The sequence below is a fragment of the Methylobrevis pamukkalensis genome, from assembly GCF_001720135.1.
Taxonomy (GTDB): domain Bacteria; phylum Pseudomonadota; class Alphaproteobacteria; order Rhizobiales; family Pleomorphomonadaceae; genus Methylobrevis; species Methylobrevis pamukkalensis.
The window spans coordinates 1-21362 of sequence record NZ_MCRJ01000047.1 but is presented as its reverse complement, the minus strand read 5'-3'; the positions used below and the strand labels follow the sequence as shown (position 1 = coordinate 21362).

The window sequence follows — 21362 nt, the reverse complement described above, 5'->3', positions numbered from 1 at the left end:
AGCCGATGAGCGTTGCCAGCCATTTCGACGCCATGTCCTACGCACCCGCCCCGGAATCCGACGCGGAGGCCCGCGCCTTCCTCGCCCGGCACCCGGACGGCTTCGGCCATTTCATCGCCGGCGCCTTTCGTCCGTCCGTGGATGGCGCGCGCTTTCAGACCCATGAGCCGGCGACCGGCAAGCCGCTGGCAACGCTGGCGCTGGGCGGGGCGGCCGATGTGGACGCGGCGGTGATGGCGGCGCGCAAGGCGCAGGGGCCCTGGGCGAAGCTCTCCGGCCATGCCCGCGCCCGCCATCTCTACGCGCTCGCCCGCAGCGTGCAGCGCCACGCAAGGCTGATCGCCGTGCTGGAGGCGATCGACAACGGCAAGCCGCTGCGCGAGACCCGCGACATCGACGTGCCGCTTGCCGCCCGGCATTTCTATCATCACGCCGGCTGGGCGCAGCTGCAGGACCGGGAGTTCGCCGACCATCTGCCGGTCGGTGTCGTCGGCCAGATCATCCCGTGGAACTTTCCCTTCCTGATGCTCGCCTGGAAACTCGCTCCGGCGCTTGCGCTCGGCAACACCGTGGTGCTGAAGCCGGCCGAGCAGACCTCGCTGACCGCCCTGCTGTTTGCCGACCTTGCCGCCGCCGCGGGACTGCCGGCCGGCGTTCTCAACATCGTCACCGGCGCGGCGAGACCGGCGCGCATCTCGCCGCCCACCCGGATGTCGACAAGATCGCCTTCACCGGTTCCACCGAGGTCGGCCGCAGGATCCGCGTCGCCACCGCCGGGTCCGGCAAGGCGCTGACGCTGGAGCTCGGCGGCAAGTCGCCCGTCCTCGTCTTCGACGACGCCGATCTCGACGGCGCGGTGGAAGGGATCGTCGATGCGATCTGGTTCAATCAGGGCGAGGTCTGCTGCGCCGGCGCGCGGCTTCTTGTCCAGGAAGGCATCGCCGAAGCTTTCCTCGGCAAGCTCCGGCGCCGGATGGAGACGCTGCGGGTCGGCCCGCCGCTGGACAAGGGCATCGACATGGGGGCGCTCGTCTCGCCCGAGCAGAAGGCGCGGGTCGAGGGTTTCATCGCCGCCGGCCTTGCCGAGGGCGCCGAGCTGTTCCAGCCGGCGATCGACCTGCCCGCGGAGGGCTGTTTCTTGCCGCCGACCCTGCTCACCGGCGTGCATCCGTCCGCGACCGTGGCGCGCGAGGAGATCTTCGGCCCGGTGCTGGTGGCGATGACCTTCCGCACCCCGGACGAGGCGGTGATGCTGGCCAACAACTGCCGCTACGGGCTGGCCGCCAGCGTCTGGAGCGAGACGATCGGCCTTGCGCTCGATGTCGCGGCGAAGATCGAGGCCGGCGTCGTCTGGGTCAACGCCGCCAACCTGCTCGACGCCGCCGTGCCCTTCGGCGGGCGGAAGGAATCCGGCTTCGGCCGCGAGGGCGGCCGGGCCGGCGCGCTGGAGTATCTGCGGCCGAAGGCCTGGGCGACACGCAAGCTGCGCCTTGCCACCCTGCCGCCGGTGGAGACCGCCGCCGCGACCGGCCCCGTGGTGGTGCCCCCGCTCGACCGCACGGCCAAGCTGTTCATCGCCGGCAAGCAGGCGCGGCCGGACGGCGGCGGCAGCCGCCCTGTCGTCTCTCCGAAGGGCCGGCTTCTCGGCGAGGTCGGTGTCGGCAACCGCAAGGACATCCGCAACGCGGTGGAGGCGGCGCGCAAGGCCGCCGGCTGGGCGACGGCCAGCGCCCATGGCCGCGCGCAGATCCTCTACTATCTGGCCGAAAACCTGTCGGCCCGCGCCTCGAGTTTGCCGACCGGATCGCGGCGATGACGGGGGCGTCGCCGGAGGCGGCCGGCGCGGAGGTGGAGACGGCGATCTCGCGGCTCTTCACATACGGCGCCCTTGCCGACAAATACGACGGCCGCGTCCATGGCGCGCCGCTGCGCGGGCTGGCGCTCGGGCTGCATGAGCCGGTGGGCGTGGTCGGCGTCGTCTGCCCGGACGAGGCGCCGCTGCTTTCCCTCGTCAGCCTGATGGCGCCGCTGGTCGCCATGGGCAACCGGGTGGTGATCGTGCCCTCCGAGCGCCATCCGCTCGCCGCCACCGACTTCTGCCAGGTGCTGGAGAGTTCCGACGTGCCGGACGGCGTCGTCAACCTCGTCACCGGCCCCGCCCGCGACCTTCTGGTGACGCTCGCCGCCCATGACGATGTCGACGCGGTGTGGGCCTTCGGCGCGGCGGAGCTGTCGGAGGCGGCCGAACGGCTCTCGGCCGGCAATCTCAAGCGCACCCTCACCGACGACGGCCGCCTCACCGACTGGTTCGACCCGGCCGCAAGCGAGGGCGAGATCCTGCTGCGCCATGCGGTGGAGGTGAAGAGCGTGTGGATTCCCTACGGGGTGTGAGGGTTCGAGCGGGGCAGCAAGCCCGCCTCAAGCTCGCTGTTGTCCGGTTGACGTGCACGAACACTTTTCAGGTGGTCGCGATGAGGGGAGAACGCCCCGGGATGGCCGACGGGGACACGAGGGTGGCCTGCTGCACAGGGGCTTTCCCTCGCCCTTCGAGACAGCCGCTTTGCGGCTTCCTCAGGGTGAGGGAAAGAGTAATTGCCTGCGATCAAACGAGAAATTTTCCGAAGGCCTCATCCTGAGGAGGCCCGAAGGGCCGTCTCGAAGGACGAGGCCGGGTGCGCAATCCGCATTTCCATGCCCCTTGCAAGACAAAGGGCCGTTTCTGTTCATGGTCTATTGGATGATGCCCGCCTGATCCCGAACAGGACAGCCGCGCCACGGCAGGTCACCTTAGCATCAACCCGCCATTTCAGGGAGATCTTCATGCCCATTTCCGTCGTGATCGCCGGCTCGACCGGCTGGGTCGGCCGCGCGCTGGTGCCGGCGGTGGCCTCCGCCGATGACCTTGCCCTTGCCGCCGCCGTTGCCCCGTCGGCCGCCGGGCGCGATGCCGGCGAGGCGGTCGGGCTTGCCCCTGCGGGCGTGATGATCGCGCGGACGCTCGGCGAGGCTCTCGACGGGCTGCCCGCCGGCGGCGTGGTCGTCGACTACACCCGTCCGGGCGCGGTGATGGGCAACACGCTGCTGGCGCTGTCGCGCGGCTTTCACGTGGTGATCGGCACGTCGGGCCTCGGCGCGGAGGACTATGCCCAGATCGACGCGGCGGCGCAGACCGCCAGGCTCGGCGTGATCGCCGCCGGCAATTTCTCGGTCACGGCGGCATTGATGAAGCGCTTTGCGCTGGAGGCGGCGAAATATGTCGCGACGTGGAGGTGATCGACTACGCCTCGGCGAAGAAGCCGGACGCGCCGTCCGGCACCGCGCGGGAACTCGCCGAAATGCTGTCGGCCGTGCGCCAGCCGGGCACCTCGCGATCCGTGTCCGAGGTGATGGGGCCGCAGGAGACCCGGGGCGCGGCGATCGGCAACGACCGGCCGGTGCAGGTGCATGCGCTGCGCCTGCCGTCCTTCGTTCTGTCCTGCGAAGCGATCTTCGGCGCACCCGACGAGCGGCTGACGATCCGCCATGACGCGGGATCGTCGGCCATGCCCTATGTCGCCGGCACGCTGCTGGCGGTCCGCCGCGTCGGCGAGGCCACCGGCCTGCGCCGCGGACTGGACGGGCTGCTGGACTGAGCCCTGCGGTGTGCCGCGAGATCAGTAGTCCGACAGCTTGATGTCGGGGCTGTAGTCGCCCGGAACGTCCTTCACCACCGGCTGGCCGCAGATCACCCGGCCCTGCACGGGATCGAAGGTCAGCGTCGCCGGGCCGGCGAGGTCCCAGCCGTTGCTCAGTGCCTGCGAGACGCGGTGGCAGAAGGCGGAATCGTCGGGTCCGGTCATGTAGCGGTAGAGTTTCATCATCGTCTCCGGGAGGGCTGCGACTGTCGCGGACCGCTCCCCATCGTGGCTGCCAGCGGACGGCCATCGCGCGGCCGTCCCCGGTGTCATTGCGCGTTTGTCCCGCAAATCCGCGGGCATTTCAACGGGCTTCTGCGCGGTGCGAACGAAGGCCGGCCGCGTCCCGGGGGAGGACGCGGCCGGCGGAGGCAGGGCGGCCGGGGCGGAGGCCGCGCCCGCGACGGGAGGGTCGGGTCCTCCCGAAGCGATCAGGCGATCCGGATCACGCCGCCTTGGCGGACAGCGCGAGGAAGCGGGCCATGCCGTCGCGCTCGACCTGGACGAGAACCGGCTTCTTGTCCGTCTTCGCCGCGCCGAGCAGCTTCACCGCATCTTCGACGCTGTCGACCTTGCGGTTGCCGATCTTGAGGATCACGTCGCCGGCGCGCACGCCCTGCTCTTCGGCCGGCGAGCCGGGCTCCACCTGCATCACCACCGCGCCGCGATCGTTCGACAGCTCCAGCTCTTCGGCGACCCCGGGGGTGATCGGACCGAGCGCAAGGCCGAAGGACCCGGCGTCGGCCTCGTCGCTTTCGCCGCGTCCGCGGTCTGCGCCGCAGGCGATGTGCCGACGTCGACCGAGAGCGTCATCGCCCTGCCGTCGCGGGTCACCTCGAGCTCGGTCTTCGAGCCGGGCTCGACGTTGGCGACGAGACGGGCCACATCGCGGAACTGCTCGACCGGCTTGCCGCCGACCGAGGTGATCACGTCGCCGGGCTCGACGCCGGCTTCGGCCGCCGGGCTGCCGCCGTTGACCGAGGAGACCAGCGCGCCCTTTTCACCGGGAAGGCCGAGGCTCTCGGCGATATCCTTCGTCACCGGCTGGATCGCGACCCCGAGCCAGCCGCGCGAGACGCCGCCGTGGTCGCGGATCTCGTCGACGATCGGCCGGGCCAGCGTCGCCGGGATGGCAAAGCCGATGCCGACCGAGCCGCCGGACGGCGAGAAGATCGCGGTGTTGATGCCGATGACGTTGCCGTCCATGTCGAACAGCGGGCCGCCGGAGTTGCCCTTGTTGATCGCCGCGTCGGTCTGGATGTAGTCGTCGAAGGGGCCCGAATGGATGTCGCGGCCGCGCGCCGAGACGATGCCGGCCGTGACCGTGCCGCCGAGGCCGAAGGGATTGCCGACGGCCATCACCGCCTCGCCGACCTTGATCTCGCGGGAATCGGCGAAGGGCACCGCGGGCAGCGGCGTGTCGCTCTCCACCTTCAGCACGGCGATGTCGGTCTTCTCGTCCTTGCCGACGAGCCTGGCCGGCAGGGTGGTGCCGTCCTGCAGCGTCACCTTGATGTCGGTCGCCGCGCCGACCACGTGGTTGTTGGTCACCACGTAGCCCGAGGAATCGATGATGAAGCCCGAGCCGAGGGCGTTCTCGGTCTGCTCGCGGCCGTTGCCGGGACCGCGCTGGCCGCGGAACTGCTTGAAGAACTCGTCGAAGGGCGTGCCCTGGGGCAGGTCCCGCATGTCGAAGCCGGCCTGGGCGACCTTCTGGGTGGTCGAGACGTTGACCACCGCCGGCAGCACCTTCTCGGCGAGCGCCGAGAAGTCGACGCCCGGCAGCGCGGCGGCGGCGGGCGTCGTCGCCGGCAGGATCGCCGGGGCGACGAGCGCGGTGGACATCAGGCAGGCGGCGGCGATGGCGGCGATGCGGCCCCGGATCGGCGTCTTCTTCGTGTCGGTCATGGCATGCTCCTGTTGCGGATGTTGCCTCGCCGGGTGCGAGGCGTTGACGACAGGAAGCGCCTTTCGCGATCACGCCGGCATCGACAGGAGATTGATTCTTCCCAATGTTGCGGACGGCCTGCGGAAGGGCGCACCGTGCGATGACAACCGGGACAAGGCCCCCGCCGCCGGCGGGCCGGCAGCAACGGAGACGACCAGACGATGAAGATCCTCGTGATCGAGGACGACGGCGAGACCGCGGACTATGTGGCGCGCGGGCTGAAGCAGCAGGGCCATACGGTCGACGTCGCCCGCACCGGGCGCGACGGCCTGTTCCTGGCCGCCGGCGAGGCCTACGACCTCCTGATCGTCGACCGCATGCTGCCCGGCGTCGACGGCCTGAAGATCGTGCACACCGTGCGCGGCGCCGGCGAGGCCGCGCCGATCCTGATGCTCACCACCATGGGCAGCCTCGACGACCGGGTGGAGGGGCTGGAGGCCGGCGCCGACGACTATCTGGTCAAGCCCTTCGCCTTTGCCGAGCTCAACGCCCGGGTCAACGCGCTCGCCCGCCGCGCCGCCCGGCCGATGCGCGAGAGCCTCCTGCGCGTGCATGATCTCGAGGTCGACTGCCTCGCCCGCAAGGTCACCCGGGCCGGGCGGCTGATCGACTTGCAGAACCAGGAATACAAGCTGCTGGAGTATCTGATGCGCCACGCCGGCGAGGTGGTGACGCGCACCATGCTGCTCGAAAACGTCTGGGACTTCCACTTCGACCCGAAGACCAACATCGTCGAGACCCACATGAGCCGGCTGCGCGGCAAGGTCGACCGGGGCTTCGACGCCGAACTGATCCACACCCTGCGCGGAGCCGGCTATGTCCTTCGCGCGCCCGCGTGACCTCGTCCGCACCACCAGCTTCCGCATCGCCCTCGGCTATTCGGTGGTGTTCCTCGCCTCGATCGCGCTGATCGGCCTTGCGGTCCACTATATCGCCGTGGAGAGCGCGCGGACCGAACTGCGGGCCTTTGCCGCCGGCGAGGTCGGCCGGCTGGCCGAGGTCCACGACCGCTTCGGCATCCCCGGCCTCGTCGCCGCCGCCGTCGACGACACCAAGGCGCCCGAGGGCGTCGATCCCTTGCGGGTGCTGGTGGTGGACGCGCGCGGCCGGATCCTCACCGGCAGCCTGCCGCCGCTGATGCCGCGCGAGGACGGCCCGTTCCTGCTCGACCGCCGCGACGGCTCGCTGTCGATCCTCGCGTCGGCCGGCTGCTGTCCGACGGCACCTATCTTGCCGCCGGGCAGAGCGACGCGGCGCTCAGGCGCACCAGCCGGGCGATCGTCAACGCCTTCCTGATCGGCGGCTCGCTCGCCGCCCTGCTCGCGCTGGTCGGCGCCGTCGTCACCGCCCGGGCCGTGCTCGGCCGCATCGCCCGGATCGACGCCACCACCCGCGCCATCGTCGCCGGCGACCTCTCGGCCCGGGTGCCGGGACGGGGCACCGACGACGAGCTCGACCGGCTGACGTCGGGCATCAACGACATGCTCGACCGGCTGCAGACGCTGATGGTCGACCTGAAGCGGGTGACGACCGACGTGGCCCATGACCTGCGGACCCCGCTCGCCCGGCTGCGCCAGAAGCTGGAGAGCGCGCGCGAGGAGGCAACCGGGGTTGCCGACTATGCGGCCGTGACCGACGAGGCGGTCGCCGAGGTCGACCGCCTGCTCGGCATCTTCACCGCCCTGATGCGGATCGCGGAGATCGAGGCGCGGGCCCGGCGCAGCGCCTTTGCCGCCGTCGATCTCTCCACCCTCGCCGCCGACATGGCCGAGGTCTACGAGCCCGTGGCCGAGGAGACCGGCCACCACCTTGCCCTCCGCATCGAGCCCCACGTCGGCATCGTCGGCGACCGCGCCCTCGTGCAGCAGATCCTTGCCAATCTCGTGGAAAACGCCCTGCGCCATACCCCCGCCGGCACGACCGTGACCGTGGAGGTGACGACGCGCGGCGGGCGTCCGGTGCTGGGGGTGGCCGACGACGGGCCGGGGGTGCCGGCGGACATGCGCGAGGAGGTGCAGAAGCCGTTCCGGCGCCTCGAGACCGCGCGCAGCACCAGCGGCAGCGGCCTCGGCCTTGCCCTCGTCAAGGCGGTGGCCACCCTGCACGAGGCCGACCTGCTGCTCGGCGACGGCGCGCCGGGGCTGCGGGCCGAGATCGTGTTTCCGGAACCGGCGTCCCGTCCGGGCGCGGCGGACCAGCCGGCCGGGTCCAGACCCGCGCCGTGAGCGCTCCGGCCGCAATCCCGGCGCGTGGCCCCCCAACTTATGTGCGAATTCACGAAAATTTGATGGAACCATGCGAGGGGTTTCAGCGATGCACCCATTGCCTGCACGAGGCAACCTGCCTTCAGTTTCGGCCGACCGGCTTTCCGGATGGCCCCATTTCCCCGTCGCCCTTTTCATATCGATGATCGGAACCCGATGAAAAAGTCCCTGCTCGCCCTCGGCATCCTGGCCCCGCTCGCGCTGGCCGCCTGCGTGACCGCCCCGCAGCTGCCGCCGTCCTCCACCCGGATCGCCGTGGTCGAGGCGCAGAAGAAGGACATCGCCATCAACCGCAACCGCGGGATGATCTCCTACGAGGAGGCCGCGCGCCGCCAGTTCGCAATCGAGCAGGCGAGCTATGCGCTGCGCCCGAGCGAGATCCGCTTCTGGAACGAGGCGATCGCGACCGCCCGCATGGCCGACGAGGGCCGGATTTCCAAGCAGGAATACCAGCGCCGCATCCAGATCGCCTACGCCCGCGACGTCGGTGCGTGAGCGCTGACGGAGTGACCCTGACAGCGGAGCGCCATGAAAAAGGGGTCGGCAGTGCCGGCCCCTTTCTCGTTTGCTCTGCTCTTTCAGCGCCTTGCCTGACGCCGATGCCTCACCTGAAGCCGGCGCCTTCCTTGATGAACGTGCCGCCGCGCAGTTCGGCCACGGCCTGCTGCAGCTCCTCGCGGGTGTTCATCACGATCGGCCCGTACCAGGCGACCGGCTCCTTCAGCGGCGCGCCCGAGATCAGCAGGAAGCGGATGCCCCGCTCGCCGGCCTCGACCACCACCTCGTCGCCGGCGCCGAACACCACCAGCGTGCGGTTGCCGGTCTCGTCGCGGATGTGGATCTCCTCGCCGCCGATCTCCTTCTCGGTGAGGATGCCCACGGGCCGGGCCGCATCGCGGAAATTGCCCGAGCCCTCGAACACATAGGCAAAGGCGGTGCGCCTTGTGTCGACCTTGAAGCGCTTGCGCCGGCCGGGCGGCACGAAGATGTCGAGATACTGCGGATCGGCGGCGATGCCGTCGACCGGGCCCTTCCTGCCCCAGAACTCGCCGACCACCACGCGCACCGTGGTGCCGTCGTCGTCGATGATTTCCGGGATCTCGCCGGCCTTGACGTCCTGATAGCGGGGCTTCGTCATCTTCAGGTCGCGCGGCAGGTTCGCCCACAGCTGGAAGCCGTGCATCCGGCCGGCCGCGTCGCCCTTCGGCATCTCCTGATGCATGATGCCGCTGCCGGCGGTCATCCACTGCACGTCGCCGGCGCCCAGCGTGCCGCGGTTGCCGAGCTGTCGCCATGGGCAACCGTGCCGGCCAGCACATAGGTAATGGTCTCGATGCCGCGATGGGGATGCCAGGGAAAGCCGCCGGCATAGGCGCGCGGATCATCGTTGCGGAAATCGTCCATCATCAGGAAGGGATCGGTGAGATCCGTGTTCCCGAAGCCGAAGACGCGCTGCAGCTCGACGCCGGCGCCCTCCACATGCGGCGTGGTGCCGGAGATCTGCTTGACCGGACGGATCGACATCTCGTCACTCCCGCGCGGGTGCCGCGTCCTCCGGAGGGAAGATGCCGCCGCCGCGCCGTTCTGGGTTGGTGACGGGAATATCGCCCCGGCACGCCCGCGATGCAAAGGGGGGCGAAACGGACAGACTGTTCACCGGAGGGCAACAGTGGTGCGTGGTGCGGGGCCCGGACCATGCGCATGCGCCACCGCGTGAGCGCGGGCCGCAGTCCCGGCGTCCGCACTGACCGCGCAGTCACCGCTGACGGGCACCCAGGAGGTGACGTTCTGGTTCATCCGGCATTCGGCTATCACCATTCGATCGCCGCGCGGCAGGCAGACCTTGGCGCCGAGCTGCCACTCCGTGCCGGAAAAGCGGCAGGTGCAGTCGGCGCGGGCCGGGACGGGGAACGCCCCGGCGAACACCGGGACGGTCAGGAGCAGGAGAGAGAGGTGCGGCAGGCGTCGGGCGATCATGGGCGCGCTCCGGACGGGGAGGACCTTGCGGGTCACGTCAGCATCCAGTCTACGCCTCCCCGCGGCCTTGCGACAGATGTCCCGGCGAATCGGGGGCGCGCTATCGATCCCGTCCCCTCCTCCGTCTCTGCCGGGTCGAGCCCGCGAGGACGCAGGAGAGGCCGGCGGTTCACCGCCAGCCCCATTTCACGTGCCGGGGCCGGAAAGCAGGGGCCGATCAGTGCCCGCCGTCAGCGCCAGACGGTGCGGCAATTCTGGACGCGGGTCTTGACCACCTTCAGCACCCGGCCGCGATGGTCGACGACCTTGCGCACCTGCCAGTCGGGCGAGCAGACCTTGACCGCGCGCGGCGCCGGGCGCCAGTGGCGGCGGGCGTCGACCACCGGCTGCCAGCGATACGGGCCACGGTAGGCGGGGGCATGGCCGTAGCCGGGGCCATAGCCGTTGGCGATCGTGACCGAGAACTCGGCCGCCGACGCGTTGGCGGGCGCGGTGACGGCAGCGCCGGTGCCGATGACGAGGGCAAGGACGGCGGAGGCGAGGGTGCGGGCGAACATGGGCGTTGTCCTTTCGGCAGATCGGGCTCCGGAGCCCCCGGCTCCGGTCTCACCCGGGGAAGCGGCGCGCCGCGCCCTTCCGATGCTCCGGTTCTAGCTCCCCTGCCCTGAACGACCGCTGAGACCGCCATTCATTCGCCGTTCAGCAATTTGCGAAAGGCTGGCGCGGACCGGTGACCGGCCGCGCCCTTGCGGCCGACGCCTTCCCTACCCGGTCCCGAGGAGACGCCATGGCCCCGTCCGATGCCCTGCTCGTGACCATGACCCCGGCGATGGCGGCGGCAGTGGACGGCTGGCTGCAGTCGCTTGCCGGCGTGCGGCGGATGTCGCCGAAGACCGTCGAGGCCTATGCCCGCGACGTGCGCCAGTTCATGGCCTTCCTGACCGCCCATCTCGGCGCGCCGCCGCGCCCGGAGGATCTCGCCGGATTGCGACCGGCCGATTTTCGCGCCTTTCTCGCCCGAAGGCGCCGCGACGGCGTCGGCCCGACCACCCTTGCCCGGCAGATGGCCGGCGTGCGCTCGATGATCCGCCATCTGGAACGCGGCGGCGGCACGTCCTCGGCGGCGGCCACGGCGATCCGCACGCCGAAACGGCCGGACCGGCTGCCCAAGCCCTTGGCGGCGAAGGACGCGCTCGACGTGATCGACACCGCCGAGACGTTGGCCGACGAGCCGTGGGTCGCCGCCCGCGACCGGGCGGTGCTGGCGCTGCTCTACGGCGCGGGCCTGCGCGTCGGCGAGGCGGTGGCCCTCGACCGGTCGGATCTGGCCGATCTGACCGCGGGCACGCTGCGGGTGACCGGCAAGGGCGGCAAGACCCGGATCGTGCCGGTGCTGCCGATGGTGGCGCGGGCGGTCGCCGACTATGTGGCGCTCTGCCCGTGGCAGCCGGGGCCGGAGGGACCGCTGTTCCTCGGGGTCAAGGGCGGCCGGCTCGGGGCGCGGATCGTGCAGCTGCTGATGGAGCGGATGCGCGGCGCGCTCGGCCTGCCGGCAACGGCAACGCCGCATGCCCTGCGCCATTCGTTTGCCACCCATCTGCTGGGCCGCGGCGGGGATCTGCGCACCATCCAGGAATTGCTCGGCCACGCCAGCCTGTCGACGACCCAGGTCTATACCGGCGTCGACGCCGCCCGCCTGCTCGAGGTCTACGAGCGCGCCCATCCGCGTGCCTGAAGCCTTCGCTTTCTTTCCGTCCCGGCTGCGGTTCCCTCCGCCGGGACGGAGCCGGACCAATCCCTCACCCCAGCGGCAGGGGCGCGGCCAGCAGGACGGACACGCCGTTGTCCTTGAACACGGCGGCAAGATCGGGGGCCGGAGGCGCCTCGGTGACGACGGCATCGATTTCGTCGAGGCCGCAGACCCGCACCAGCGCGGTGCGGCCGAACTTGCTGGAATCGGTGACGATGATCCGGTTCTCGCCGCGCTTCAGCACCTCGCGGGCGAACTCCGCCTCCTCGTAGTCGAAGTCCATCGCGCCGGCCTCGCTGTCGATCGCGGCGATGGTGATGATCGCGTGGCGGACGCTGAAGCGGCGCACGAATTCGACCGCAGCCGTGCCGAAGGCGGCGCCGTTGTCGGCGCGCAGCTCGCCGCCGGCCATGTAGACCCGGTTGCCGTTCACGGTCGCCAGCGTGCGGGCGATGTCGGAGGAGTTGGTGATCACGGTCAGGTCGTGCTTGGCGAGCAGGGCACGGGCGACGAAGCTGGTGGTGGTGCCGGTGTCGAGCATCAGCGTGTCGCCATCGGCGACGAGATCGGCGAGACGCCGGGCGATCGCGCGCTTGGCCTCGGCATGATCGCGCATCCGCCGCTCGAAGGGCACCTCGCCCGGCCGCTCCGGCAGGGAGACGGCGCCGTGCATCTTGACGATCAGGCCTTCGAGCGCGAGCGGCTTCACGTCGCGCCGGATCGTCTCCAGCGAGACGGCGAGGCGCTCGGCAAGGTCGGCCACCGTCGCCGTGCCCGTTTCGTGCAGGATGCGCAGGATTTCAGAATGGCGCTTGGAAGGCCGCAACCGTCACGCTCCCGTGTCGCTGGAAGGATCCGGCCGCTGTCCCTGGACAGACCGGGCCGGACGAAGACATACGCCCGCAAGCGAATGGCGGATGCATACGAGGATGCCCGCGCAATTGCGAGCCGCAGCATCTGACCACGGCGGCGGCCCCCCGGCAACCGTTCACCGGATACAGCCATCGCGGCGGTCCACGACTTTCTTGTATCCGGAATCGCGATCAGAACGGCTGGCGGGCGCGGATGGCCGCCGTCAGCGTGCCCTCGTCGAGATAGTCGAGCTCGCCGCCGACGGGCACGCCATGGGCGAGGCGCGACACCCGGATGCCGAAGCCCTGCAGGCGGTCGGTGACATAGTGGGCGGTCGTCTGGCCGTCGACGGTGGCGTTGACCGCGAGAATCACCTCGCGCACCTCGCCTTGCGCGGCGCGCTCGACGAGGCCGGCGATGTCGAGGTCATCCGGACCGATGCCGTCGAGCGGCGACAGGGTGCCGCCCAGCACGTGGTAGAGCGCGTCGATCGCCCCGGCCCTCTCCAGCGCCCAGAGATCGGCGACATCCTCCACCACGACGATCACCGAGCGGTCGCGCTGCGGATCGGTGCAGACGGCGCAGGGATCGGCGGTGTCGACGTTGCCGCAGCAGCTGCAGGTCGTCACCTTCTGTGCCGCCACCGCCATCGCCTCGGCAAGCGGGATCAGCAGCTGGTCGCGCTTCTTGACGAGCTGCAGCGCCGCCCGGCGGGCCGAGCGGGGACCGAGACCCGGCAGCCGGGCGAGAAGCTGGATCAGACGCTCGATCTCGGGGCCGGTGACGCGGCGCGACATGGCGGGACGGTATCCGGAAGACGGGAAACAGGGAGTGTGCGGCGGCGCGCGGAATGCGCCACCTTGCGGAGAGGGAACCGGACGGCCCGGGCCGATCAGAACGGCAGCTTGAACCCGGCCGGCAGCGACAGGCCGCCCGTGACCTGCTGCATCTTCTCGGCGATCGCCGCGTCGAGCTTGATCCGGGCGTCGTTGTGGGCGGCAACCACCAGATCCTCGAGGATCTCCGCCTCCTCCGCGTTGAGCAGCGAGGGGTCGATCGAGATTGCCCGGAGCTCGCCCTTGCCGGCCAGCCGCACCGACACGAGGCCGGCGCCGGAGGCGCCCGTCACCTCGATGCGGGAAATGTCGTCCTGGGCCTCGGCCATCCTGGCCTGCAGCTCCTGCGCCTGCTTCATCATCTTGCCGAGATCGCCGAACATCGCCCGTGCCTCCTCGCGTCGTTGGATTTCGCGAACCGCCGGGCGCGCCCGCCCTCGGTCCCGCTGCTGATGGTGCCGGAGGTCGCCCGGCCTCGTGAAGAGATAGGGCTTCGGCGATCCGAATGCGAGATTGCCGGCGATGTTGCGGCTCTTCCACGCTACGGGACCGACGCTTGTGGGCTCTCGATAGCCGAAGCCCGGCGCGGGGTCCACCCGGGCCGGTCAGTCGTCCTCGAAGGGCTCGCCGAAGGCGGCGTCGAGATCATAGGCGTCCGGGTCGAAGGGCACGTCGTCGAAGGGGGCCGGCGCGCCATCCGCAGCCGTGTCGCCCTCGCCGAGGCGCACGTCGACGATCTCTGCACCGGGAAAGCGCGCGAGAATCGCGGCCACGGCCGGGTCGGCGCGGGCATCGTCGACGAGGCTGCGCCTCTTGGCGTCCTTGGTCTCCTGAAGGGTCGCGGCGCCCTCGTCGCGGGAGACGGCGACGATCCAGCGCCGGCCGGTCCATTCGGTCAGCTTGCGGCCGAGATCGCCGGAGAGATTGGGATTGGCGTCGCGGGTCGGGTTGATCTCGATCCGGCCGTCCTCGAAGCGGACGAGGCGCACGTGGCGTTCGAGCTGGAGCTTGAGACCGATGTCGCGCCGGGCGGCGACCAGCTCCACCACCGCCTCGAAGCTCGACAGCTCCATCGCCGGCCGCTGCGGCTCGGCGCGGGCCGACGGATCGGGGGCGACCGTCATCCGCGCCGGTTCGGAGGAGCGCACGGACGGCGCCGCGCCGGAGCCGCCGGCCACCGTGAGCCGGGCCGCCGGGCCATTGCCATTGCCGCCGCCACGCGGGGCAGACCCGGCCGAGGAGGCCTGAGCCCCGCCGCCTGCCGGTCCGCCTGCGGACGACCCACTGGCCGAAGCCCCGCCCGCGGGCGCGCCCCCCGGTTCGCCGAGCATCTTCAGCGCCTCGTCGAGGGTCGCAGGTCGGCGGCATAGGCAAGGCGCACCAGCACCATCTCGGCCGCCGGCAGCGGACGCGGCGCGGTCTCGACCTCCTTGATGCCCTTGAGCAGCAGTTGCCAGGCCCGCGACAGCACGCGGATCGACAGGCCCTCGGCAAAGCTCCGGCCGCGCGCGCGCTCGGCCTCCGACAGCGCCGGATCGGCGGCGGCGGAGGGAACCAGCTTCAGCCTGGTGACGAGATGGACGAAGGCGGCGAGATCGGACAGGACCACCGCCGGATCGGCGCCGGTGTCATACTGGTCGGCCAGCTCGCGCATGGCGCCGGCGACGTCGCCCTTCATCACCATCTCGAACAGGTCGATGATCCGCGCCCGGTCGGCGAGGCCCAGCATCGCCCGCAGGGTCTCGGCGTCGACCGCGCCGGCGCCGTGGGCGATCGCCTGGTCGAGGATGGTGAGGCAGTCGCGGACGGAGCCTTCGCCGGCCCGGGCGATCAGCGCCAGCGCCTCGTCGTCGATCGCCACCTTCTCGGCGGCGGCGATCCGGCGCAGATGGCCGACGAGCAGGCCGGCGTCGACACGGCGCAGGTCGAAGCGCTGGCAGCGCGACAGCACCGTGATCGGCACCTTGCGGATTTCCGTGGTGGCGAAGATGAATTTCACATGCTCGGGCGGCTCTTCCAGCGTCTTCAGCAGCGCGTTGAACGCCGCCGTCGAGAGCATGTGCACCTCGTCGATGATGTAGACCTTGTAGCGCGCCGACACCGGCTTGTAGCGGGCGGCATCGGTGATCTCGCGGATGTCGCCGACGCCGGTGTGCGAAGCGGCATCCATCTCGATCACGTCGACATGGCGGCCTTCCATGATCGCCTGGCAATGCTCGCCGAGCTCGCTGAGCGCGACGCTCGGCCGATCGACCTTGCCGGGGATCGAATAGTTGAGCGCGCGGGCGAGAATGCGGGCGGTGGTGGTCTTGCCGACGCCGCGCACGCCGGTCAGCATCCACGCCTGGGCGATGCGCCCGGTCTCGAAGGCGTTGCCGAGGGTGCGCACCATGGCGCCGTGGCCGATGAGGTCGTCGAAACTGGCGGGGCGGTATTTTCGCGCGAGCACGCGGTAGCCGGCGGCCTTGGCCGGCGCGCCCGAGGGCGCGGTCGCGGGAAGGCCGAGGTCGAAGCCCGGGCCGGACCCGTCCGTCGCCGCCGTGCTGTCCGTGCTGCCGGTCGTGTCGGACATGAGCCCTCGTTTCGCAATGCGCCGGCCGCGCCCCTTCAGGGCGGGCGGCGAAGACCGGTGCGGACGGCGGGAAGGTGGGAGGCTGACACGTGACCCGAGCCAGGGCTCGTTGGGGCTGCTTCCTTCCGGACCTGACCCGGTTGGCGAGTGGCACGTCCACCGCCAACCTCCCGCCCCCTCATATCACGATCACGGGGAGCCAATGCAAGTGCTGATTCCGGGAAGCGCAGCGTCGGTCTGCAACCCGCAGCCGGCTACGGTCCACCATCCCGGAGGCCGCTGCGGAGGATCGGCCTCTCCTCCCTCTTGCCTGCCGGCCGCCGGCGGGGCAGACCATGCAGCGGGAGGAGACCCCGCATGCTGAAAACCCTCGATCCGATCCTGAATGCCGACGTGCTCCACGCGCTCGCGTCCATGGGCCACGGCGACACGCTGGCGCTCGTCGACACCAATTTCCCCGCCGCCTCGGTGGCGAGCCACACCGTCCTTGGCCATCCGCTTGAGATCGGCAACGTCTCGGCGCCGCGGGCGATGCGGGCGATCCTGTCGCTGCTGCCGCTCGACACGCCGCTGCAGCCCTCGGTCGGACGCATGGAGGTGATGGCCGCGCCGGATGTGCTGCCAGAAGTTCAGCGCGAGGTGCAGGCCGAGGTGGACGCCGCCGAAGGCCGCAGCGCACCGCTCTACGGCATCGAACGCTTTGCCTTCTATGAGGCCGCAAGGAGCGCCTTCTGCGTGGTCCGCACCGGCGAGACCCGCTTCTACGGCTGTTTCCTGCTCACCAAGGGGGTGATTGCCCCGACTTCGGAGGGATCCGCGTGACCGCCGCAACCGTCGCCATCCTCGGCATCTTCGTCGCCGACACCGCCTACATGGCTTCGCGCCTGCCGAAGATCGGCGAGACGCTGATCGGCTCCGGCTTCGTGATCGGGCCGGGGGGCAAGGGCTCCAACCAGGCGGTGGCCGCCGCCCGCGCCGGGGCCAAGGTCGCCTTCCTGTCGAAGATCGGCAAGGACACCTTCGGCGACCTCGCGCTCGCCACCTGGGGCGCCGAGGGCATCGAACCGAAGGTCGCGGTCTCGCAGACCGACGGCACCGGCGCCGCCTTCATCTTCGTCAACCCGCAGACCGGCGAGAATGCGATCATCGTCTATCCGGGCGCGGCCGGCACCCTCGGCCCGGCCGATGTGGAGGCGGAGGCGGCGACGATCCGCGCGGCGAAGGTGTTCGTGACCCAGCTGGAGCAGCCGCTGCCGGCGGCCGAGCGCGGGCTGGAGATCGCGAAGGCCGCCGGGGTGACGGCGATCCTCAACCCGGCGCCGGCCTTTCCGCTCCCCGACACGATCTGGCCGCTCTGCGACTATGTCTGTCCGAACGAGACCGAGGCGGCGATGCTGACCGGCATCGATCCCGACAGCGACGACGCGGCCCGCGCGGCCGGCGACGCGCTGCTGGCGCGCGGCGCCGGCTGCGCGCTGATCACGCTGGGCGCCCGCGGCGTGCTCTACCACACGGCCGCAACGTCGGTGGTGGTGCCGGCGATGACGGGGATCACGGCGATCGACACCACGGGTGCCGGCGACGCCTTCGTCGGCGGCTTCTCGGCGGCGCTGGCCGAAGGGCGCGATCCGGTCGCCGCCGTGCGCTTCGGCTGCGCCACGGCGGGCCTCTCGGTCACGCGCAAGGGCGCGGCGGCGGCGATGCCGTCGCGGGCCGAGATCGATGCGCTGCTGGACAAGGCCGGCTGACGGTGCCCTGCTGAAGGTGGGGCGCCGGGTCATTCCCGGCGCCGGCCCGCTCACATGTGGATCGCGCGCTTGTCGACGGCGAGCGCCGCCTCCTTGACCGCTTCCGACATCGTCGGATGGGCGTGGCAGGTGCGGGCGAGATCTTCCGACGAGCCGCCGAATTCCATCAGCACCGCCGCCTCGTGGATCATCTCGCCGGCGCCGGCGCCGAGGATGTGCACGCCGAGCACGCGGTCGGTCTGCGCATCGGCCAGCACCTTCACGAGGCCGTCGCTCTTCAGCGCGGCGCGGGCGCGGCCGTTGGCCGAGAACGGGAACTTGCCGACGTTGTAGGCAACGCCCGCCGCCTTCAGCTCTTCCTCGGTCTTTCCGACCGAGGCGACCTCGGGCATCGTGTAGACCACGCCGGGGATCACGTCGTAGTTGACGTGGCCCGCCTTGCCGGCGAGCAGCTCGGCGAGCGCCATGCCCTCGTCCTCGGCCTTGTGGGCGAGCATCGGCCCGGCGATCACGTCGCCGATGGCATAGATGCCGTCGACCGAGGTCTTGTAGTGGCCGTCGGTCTCGACCCGGCCGCGCGCATCGCGGGCAACCCCGATCTCGTCGAGGCCGAGACCGTCGGTGTAGGCCTTGCGGCCGACCGCGCAGAGCACGACGTCGGCTTCGATGGTCTCGGCGGCACCGCCCGCGACCGGCTCGAAGACGAGGCTCGCGCCCTCGGCCCCAGGGGTCACCCCGGTGACCTTTGCGCCGAGCCGGAAGTCGAAGCCCTGCTTGGCGAGAATCCGCTGGAACTGCTTGGCGATCTCGGCGTCCATGCCCGGCAGGATGCGGTCGAGATATTCGACGACGGTGACCCTGGCGCCGAGCCGGGCCCAGACCGAGCCGAGTTCCAGGCCGATCACGCCGGCGCCGATCACCACCAGATGGCGCGGCACCTTCTCCAGCGCGATCGCGCCGGTGGAGGAAACCACCGTCTTCTCGTCGATCGTGACCCCCGGCAGGGTGGCGACGTCCGAGCCGGTGGCGATCACGATCGCCCTGGCCTCGAGCACGCTCTTTGTGCCGTCCTCGGCCGTGACCTCGACCTTGCCGGGGCCAAGAATCCTGCCGGTCCCGCGATGGGGTTCGATCTTGTTCTTCTTCAGGAGGAAGCCGACGCCGTCGACGTTGCTCTTCACCGTCGCGTCCTTGTGGCCCATCATGCCCGGCAGGTCGAGCTCGGGCGTGCCGACCCGGATGCCGAGTTTTGCGAACGCATGGCCGGCCTCCTCGAACATCTCCGAGGCGTGCAGCAGCGCCTTCGAGGGGATGCAGCCGACGTTGAGGCAGGTGCCGCCGTGGGTCGCGCGCTTCTCGACGACCGCCACCTTCAGGCCGAGCTGGGCGGCGCGGATCGCGCAGACATAGCCGCCGGGGCCGGTGCCGATGACGATCAGATCATATCCGGACATCTGTGCCTCGCTGTCTTCGTGTCTTGAATGAAAAGGGTCGGGGCCTGCGGGAGTGTGCCGAAGATCCGGTCACGGCACCACGGACCTGCCGCCCGAAATGTCGAGAATGGCGCCGGTGGAGTAGGACGCCGCGTCGGAGAGAAGCCACAGGATCGCCCGGGCCACCTCGTCCGCCGTGCCCGCCCGCCGCATCGGCAGCTCCGGGCCGAGGCGCGCGACCCGGTCGGGCTGGCCGCCGGAGGCGTGGATGTCGGTGTCGATGATGCCGGGACGCACGGCGTTGACGCGGATGCCCTCGCCCGCGACCTCTTTCGCAAGACCGACCGTGAAGGTGTCGATCGCCCCCTTGGCCGCGGCATAGTCCACGAAGAGGCCGGGGCTGCCGAGCTTGGCCGCCGCCGAGGAGACGTTGACGATCGCCCCGCCGGCGCCGCCCGAGCGCTGCGACATCCGTCGCACGGCCTCCCGTGCGCAGAGCATCGAGCCGAGCACGTTGACGCGGAACATCCGCTCGATGCGGGCGGCCGACATGTCCTCGACCCGGGCGGCGACATCGACGACGCCGGCATTGTTGACGAGGCCCTTCAGCACGCCGTGGCCGTCGGCATGGGCGAAGATCGCCTGGACGTCCTCCTCGGAGCCGACGTCGCCGCGCACCGCCGAGGCACGGCCCCCGGCCGCAACGATGTCGCCGACCACGTCCGCCGCCGCCGCCGCGTCACGCGCATAATTGACGACCACATGCCAGCCGGCGGCGCCGGCAAGCCGCGCCGTCGCCGCGCCGATGCCGCGGCTTGCGCCGGTGACGAGGAGAACGGGCGCCGCCATCGCTCAGCCTGCCAGCATGAGGCGGTGGATTTCCGCCTGACGTTCGCACTCGCGGCGCAGGTTGTCCGCACCGAAGTCGATGTCATGGCCGTCGCCGGTTCGCCAGGTGACGTGATGGCCGAATTCGTCGACCGTGAAATCCGAAAAATGCTCGGGATCCTGAAGCCAGGTGAAGATCTTTCCCCGGGCGATCCACGGCCGCAGATCGACGACGCCGACATAGCCGTCGAGGAAGTCGAGCCTGAGGACGCCGTGCATCACGGCACTGGCCTGCGCTAGTCGAGGGAGTGTCTTCATTCGATCGGCCCCACGATCCCATGTGCCACCGAAATCTCGAAGGCACGTCGCAACTGGTGCTGGTGTTGCCGCGCCCAGGCCAGAACCTTGCGCCTTTTCGCGGCGGGTAGAAACCCCGCAGTCACCGTCAGGCATCGATGTCGATCACGGCCGCATGCTCGGCAAGCAGCGCATGAAAATGCGGCGGCGGATGGTCGTCGGCGTAGAACATGATCTTCACGCCATCGACCATCGCCACCGTCGGCATCGAATTGCCTCAGAGATCCAGCACCAGCCGCTGCGGATCCTCGATCGCTTCCTTGACGCGGACGAGGAAGGTCACGGCTTCCTTGCCGTCGACGACCCGGTGATCGTAGGACAGCGCCAGATACATCATCGGCCGGATCTCGATCTTGCCGGCGACGACCATCGGCCGCTCCTGGATCTTGTGCATGCCGAGGATGCCGGACTGCGGCGCGTTCAGGATCGGCGTCGACATCAGCGAGCCGTAGACGCCGCCGTTGGAGATGGTGAACGTGCCGCCCATCATCTCCTCGATCTTCAGCTGGCCGTCGCGGGCCTTGCGGCCGAGCGCGCCGATCGCCTTCTCCACGCCGGCGATCGACATCTGGTCGGCGTCGCGCACCACCGGGACGACGAGGCCCTTGTCGGTGCCGACGGCGACGCCGATGTGGTAGTAGTTCTTGTAGACGAGGTCGGTGCCGTCGATCTCGGCGTTGACCGCCGGGATGTCCTTCAGCGCCTGGATCACCGCCTTCACGAAGAAGCCCATGAAGCCGAGCTTCTGGCCGTGCTTCTTCTCGAAGATGTCCTTGTAGGTCGACCGCAGCGCCATGACGTTGGTCATGTCGACCTCGTTGAAGGTCGTCAGCATCGCCGCGGTGTTCTGGGCATCCTTGAGGCGGCGGGCGATGGTCTGGCGCAGCTTGGTCATGCGCACCCGCTCCTCGCGGGCGGCATCGTCGGTGGCGACCGGCGCGCGCGGGGCAGCCGGCGCCGCGGGCGCCGGCGCGGCAGCCCCCGACTTGATCGCCGACAGCACGTCTTCCTTCAGCACCTGGCCGCGCTTGCCGGAGCCGGCCTCGACGGACGTGCCGCTCTCGGCCATCAGCCGCGCGGCGGCGGGCGCCGGGGGCATGGACGTCGCAGACGCGGGGGGCCG

General features: G+C 70.6%; 22 protein-coding genes, 1 other RNA gene and 3 pseudogenes. 10 read left to right on the top strand and 16 right to left on the bottom strand.

The features are described 5' to 3' along the window. The first annotated feature begins 5 nt into the window (after positions 1-5). From A6302_RS09570 to A6302_RS25740, 3 genes and pseudogenes are all read left to right on the top strand, one after another. A pseudogene (locus tag A6302_RS09570) lies at positions 6-2391 on the top strand (aldehyde dehydrogenase family protein). A 429-nt stretch (positions 2392-2820) separates the two neighbouring features. Then, on the top strand, positions 2821-3273 hold the full coding sequence (locus tag A6302_RS25745; protein ID WP_342586248.1) for a hypothetical protein: 453 nt from the start codon (positions 2821-2823) through the stop codon (positions 3271-3273). Further along, positions 3270-3632: a dihydrodipicolinate reductase C-terminal domain-containing protein gene (locus tag A6302_RS25740; RefSeq protein ID WP_342586247.1), complete on the top strand. Its 363-nt coding sequence runs from the start codon at positions 3270-3272 to the stop codon at positions 3630-3632. The genes A6302_RS25745 and A6302_RS25740 overlap by 4 nt, the downstream gene beginning before the upstream one ends. A gap of 21 nt (positions 3633-3653) precedes the next feature. On the opposite strand, the gene A6302_RS09560 is transcribed toward A6302_RS25740, so the two are convergent. The 3 genes from A6302_RS09560 to A6302_RS09555 form a co-directional block, all read right to left on the bottom strand. After that, complete coding sequence (locus A6302_RS09560) at positions 3654-3857, bottom strand: DUF1737 domain-containing protein (protein WP_069306858.1); 204 nt, start codon at positions 3855-3857, stop codon at positions 3654-3656. Positions 3858-4119: 262 nt separating this feature from the next. Continuing rightward, a complete protein-coding gene (locus tag A6302_RS23515) occupies positions 4120-4326 on the bottom strand; it encodes a PDZ domain-containing protein (RefSeq protein ID WP_245294009.1) in 207 nt (68 codons plus the stop codon). Then, positions 4326-5582 carry a Do family serine endopeptidase gene (locus A6302_RS09555; RefSeq protein ID WP_210183304.1) on the bottom strand — a complete coding sequence of 419 codons (1257 nt, stop codon included), beginning with the start codon at positions 5580-5582 and terminating at the stop codon, positions 4326-4328. Before A6302_RS09555 ends, A6302_RS23515 begins: the two co-directional genes overlap by 1 nt. 201 nt (positions 5583-5783) lie before the next feature. Between A6302_RS09555 and A6302_RS09550 the strand changes: the two genes are divergently transcribed. From A6302_RS09550 to A6302_RS09535, 4 genes are all read left to right on the top strand, one after another. After that, the gene (locus A6302_RS09550; protein WP_069306852.1) at positions 5784-6461 is read left to right on the top strand and encodes a winged helix-turn-helix domain-containing protein; all 678 of its coding nucleotides are present in this window, start codon (positions 5784-5786) and stop codon (positions 6459-6461) included. Further along, a complete protein-coding gene (locus A6302_RS09545) occupies positions 6439-6918 on the top strand; it encodes a hypothetical protein (protein ID WP_069306851.1) in 480 nt (159 codons plus the stop codon). Before A6302_RS09550 ends, A6302_RS09545 begins: the two co-directional genes overlap by 23 nt. Before the next feature lie 59 nt (positions 6919-6977). Then, positions 6978-7847 (top strand): sensor histidine kinase, encoded by an 870-nt coding sequence (locus tag A6302_RS09540; protein WP_069306850.1) that lies wholly within the window; start codon positions 6978-6980, stop codon positions 7845-7847. Positions 7848-8042: 195 nt separating this feature from the next. Continuing rightward, entirely contained in the window at positions 8043-8381 is a 339-nt protein-coding gene (locus A6302_RS09535; protein WP_069306849.1) for a hypothetical protein, read from the top strand. A gap of 109 nt (positions 8382-8490) precedes the next feature. On the opposite strand, the pseudogene A6302_RS09530 reads toward A6302_RS09535, so the two are convergent. The 3 genes and pseudogenes from A6302_RS09530 to A6302_RS09520 form a co-directional block, all read right to left on the bottom strand. After that, positions 8491-9410 (bottom strand): annotated as a pseudogene (locus tag A6302_RS09530) (pirin family protein). Positions 9411-9539: 129 nt separating this feature from the next. Next, positions 9540-9863: a hypothetical protein gene (locus tag A6302_RS09525; RefSeq protein ID WP_141703606.1), complete on the bottom strand. Its 324-nt coding sequence runs from the start codon at positions 9861-9863 to the stop codon at positions 9540-9542. Between the two features lie 230 nt (positions 9864-10093). Further along, positions 10094-10420, bottom strand: a complete 327-nt coding sequence (locus A6302_RS09520) for a hypothetical protein (protein ID WP_069306847.1) — start codon at positions 10418-10420, stop codon at positions 10094-10096. A gap of 230 nt (positions 10421-10650) precedes the next feature. On the opposite strand from A6302_RS09520, the gene A6302_RS09515 reads away from it, so the two are divergent. Further along, positions 10651-11598: a tyrosine recombinase XerC gene (locus tag A6302_RS09515; RefSeq protein ID WP_069306846.1), complete on the top strand. Its 948-nt coding sequence runs from the start codon at positions 10651-10653 to the stop codon at positions 11596-11598. A gap of 64 nt (positions 11599-11662) precedes the next feature. Here A6302_RS09515 and A6302_RS09510 read toward each other — a convergent pair whose 3' ends face one another. The 5 genes and pseudogenes from A6302_RS09510 to ffs all read right to left on the bottom strand — a co-directional run bounded on the left by A6302_RS09510 (position 11663) and on the right by ffs (position 16044). After that, positions 11663-12439: a DeoR/GlpR family DNA-binding transcription regulator gene (locus tag A6302_RS09510; protein ID WP_069306845.1), complete on the bottom strand. Its 777-nt coding sequence runs from the start codon at positions 12437-12439 to the stop codon at positions 11663-11665. Positions 12440-12656: 217 nt separating this feature from the next. Next, a complete protein-coding gene (recR, locus tag A6302_RS09505) occupies positions 12657-13262 on the bottom strand; it encodes a recombination mediator RecR (protein ID WP_069306844.1) in 606 nt (201 codons plus the stop codon). A gap of 95 nt (positions 13263-13357) precedes the next feature. After that, positions 13358-13684: a YbaB/EbfC family nucleoid-associated protein gene (locus tag A6302_RS09500; protein ID WP_069306843.1), complete on the bottom strand. Its 327-nt coding sequence runs from the start codon at positions 13682-13684 to the stop codon at positions 13358-13360. Between the two features lie 222 nt (positions 13685-13906). Continuing rightward, positions 13907-15873 (bottom strand): annotated as a pseudogene (locus tag A6302_RS09495) (DNA polymerase III subunit gamma/tau). A 74-nt stretch (positions 15874-15947) separates the two neighbouring features. Continuing rightward, positions 15948-16044: signal recognition particle sRNA small type (ffs, locus tag A6302_RS09490), an RNA gene on the bottom strand. 186 nt (positions 16045-16230) lie between these two features. On the opposite strand from ffs, the gene A6302_RS09485 reads away from it, so the two are divergent. After that, on the top strand, positions 16231-16695 hold the full coding sequence (locus tag A6302_RS09485) for an RbsD/FucU family protein (RefSeq protein ID WP_069306842.1): 465 nt from the start codon (positions 16231-16233) through the stop codon (positions 16693-16695). Next, on the top strand, positions 16692-17621 hold the full coding sequence (gene rbsK / locus A6302_RS09480) for a ribokinase (protein WP_280939026.1): 930 nt from the start codon (positions 16692-16694) through the stop codon (positions 17619-17621). The genes A6302_RS09485 and rbsK overlap by 4 nt, the downstream gene beginning before the upstream one ends. Positions 17622-17671: 50 nt before the next feature. On the opposite strand, the gene lpdA is transcribed toward rbsK, so the two are convergent. The 5 genes from lpdA to odhB all read right to left on the bottom strand — a co-directional run. Continuing rightward, positions 17672-19075, bottom strand: coding sequence for a dihydrolipoyl dehydrogenase (gene lpdA, locus A6302_RS09475; protein ID WP_069306841.1), 1404 nt, complete (start codon positions 19073-19075; stop codon positions 17672-17674). Between the two features lie 69 nt (positions 19076-19144). Next, positions 19145-19903 carry an SDR family oxidoreductase gene (locus A6302_RS09470; protein WP_069306840.1) on the bottom strand — a complete coding sequence of 253 codons (759 nt, stop codon included), beginning with the start codon at positions 19901-19903 and terminating at the stop codon, positions 19145-19147. A gap of 3 nt (positions 19904-19906) precedes the next feature. Continuing rightward, the gene (locus tag A6302_RS09465) at positions 19907-20200 is read right to left on the bottom strand and encodes a DUF2442 domain-containing protein (protein ID WP_083255654.1); all 294 of its coding nucleotides are present in this window, start codon (positions 20198-20200) and stop codon (positions 19907-19909) included. 127 nt (positions 20201-20327) lie between these two features. After that, positions 20328-20447 (bottom strand): DUF4160 domain-containing protein, encoded by a 120-nt coding sequence (locus A6302_RS24405; protein ID WP_245294008.1) that lies wholly within the window; start codon positions 20445-20447, stop codon positions 20328-20330. Between the two features lie 9 nt (positions 20448-20456). Beyond that, positions 20457-21362: 2-oxoglutarate dehydrogenase complex dihydrolipoyllysine-residue succinyltransferase (gene odhB, locus A6302_RS09455; RefSeq protein WP_069306856.1), on the bottom strand; the 906-nt coding region annotated here is incomplete at its 5' end.